The sequence below is a fragment of the Microbacterium sp. K27 genome, assembly GCF_004794435.1.
GTDB lineage: Bacteria > Actinomycetota > Actinomycetes > Actinomycetales > Microbacteriaceae > Microbacterium > Microbacterium maritypicum_A.
On record NZ_SSDK01000008.1, the window covers coordinates 1 to 1,598 of the forward strand.

The following is a 1,598-nucleotide window of genomic DNA, read 5'->3' on the forward strand; positions in this document are numbered from 1 at the left end:
CCGGTCTCGTTCGCGATCGGCACGGTCGCGTCGGATGACACCGGTCAGGTCGCGGGGAACACACTGTGGCATCAGGGGGCGTTGAAGCCCGCGGAGTCGGCAGGGTCGGCGCTGGTGATCGAGATGGGGGTGCGGTTGTATGTCCCCGCCCTCGGACGATTCCTGCAGGTCGACCCCATCGAAGGTGGTGGAGCGAACGACTACTCCTGGCCCACCGACCCCATCAACGGACACGACCTCAGCGGTGAAAGGTGGATGCCCTGTGGCATAGAAGGTGGATGCGGAGGGATTCCTAATCTCGCGACGCTGCGGGCGCGGTTGGGGCTAACCACCCCAACCAGCACAAGCTACTTCGGTACGCGATCCTCGACGAACACTAGGGGACAACACTCAGAACGAATCAACAAAACGGCAACGCATTTCGCGACAAGATCAATAGGCAGAATCTTGGTTCTAAGATCGAGCAGACCTTTACAGTGCCGGGGCTGGGGATGCGAAGAATCGATGTGCTAACTTCGGGACGCATCGGGATCGAGACGAAGGTCGGCTACACCTCGCTGACAAGCTCCGTTAGGCTTCAGGTCCGGAAAGACGCGGCGTTGGTTGCGTCCGGCGATCTCACAAGCGTCCGCTGGTACTTCACAGCGAGTCCCACGACAGGACTTGCGGGCCCTAGCGGTCCTCTAAAGAGCTTCCTTACTCAGAACGGAATCCGGTGGCAGGTCATACCATGAACAGTTGGGCGGAGTATCCGTTGAACGAGTCAATGCCGTGGTGGTCGCTCGCTGAGCTGCCGCGTTCTGTCGCTCGCGCCGAGTTCGAGCAGTCGATGCGGCAAAAGCCCGATCGCATTGCGATACTTCACACGCTCTTGGCAAATTCTGGTATCGAATTCGACGGCAGTGATAAGTCGGTGCAGTCGCTGAATGACTGGTTTATCGAAACGATGGTGCCTGTCGCTGACAGTAATCACCTCGATCGACGCTCACAGTCCGTGTGCGAAGATGTTGCGTTGCTGCTGGGTGACTTGATGATCGATCGCCATCCAGAGCTGCGATGGGACTTCTTCGTCTGGGGAAAGAAGAACGTCTCGTACCAGTCGCATGTGATCATGGGGTTCTCACTTGAGGATCCTAAGTGGCACTCAAATCTTGGTCTTTCGCGGATCGTCTATGGGTACGGGATTCAAGTACTCGACTCTCGTCGAGGCTTACCTGTCGACGTGCGCTTGCCAGAGGATCATCCTTTGTTCGGAGTTCAAATTCCCGTCGATCCGCTCAATTATTCTGAGTTTCTCACTCTGCTGGATAAGGTAGCTCGACGGTGTCTATCTTGAGAAGCACCAACTGATTATCCTCATCACGCTGACTGCGCTCATCACGCAACTAGCCATACGAACGAGAGACCACTCAGGTCGCTGGCGCTGGGTACAGATGTGTCACGAGTGGCGCGGCATTTGAAGGCTTGACGAACGATTCGACGGTCGCGTCGGATGACACGGGTGGAGTTGCAGCAGATCGCGTATCCGGATGGTTCGGCGCTGAGCAGTGTGGGTCGTGATGCGGCGGAGCGGGTGGTCGGTCAGGAGTGGCTGGTCG

General features: G+C 57.5%; 2 protein-coding genes. Both read left to right on the forward strand.

The features are described 5' to 3' along the window. Window positions 1-63 precede the first annotated feature (63 nt). On the forward strand, window positions 64-513 hold the full coding sequence (locus DW307_RS18380; protein WP_446723818.1) for an RHS repeat-associated core domain-containing protein: 450 nt from the start codon (window positions 64-66) through the stop codon (window positions 511-513). A gap of 217 nt (window positions 514-730) precedes the next feature. Beyond that, complete coding sequence (locus DW307_RS00025) at window positions 731-1,336, forward strand: hypothetical protein (RefSeq protein WP_136023609.1); 606 nt, start codon at window positions 731-733, stop codon at window positions 1,334-1,336. Window positions 1,337-1,598: the final 262 nt, after the last annotated feature.

What these genes read in the sequence shown, in the direction of transcription:
- DW307_RS00025 (WP_136023609.1), top strand. Translation starts at nt 731, where the DNA reads ATGAACAGTTGGGCGGAGTATCCGTTGAACGAGTCAATGCCGTGGTGG.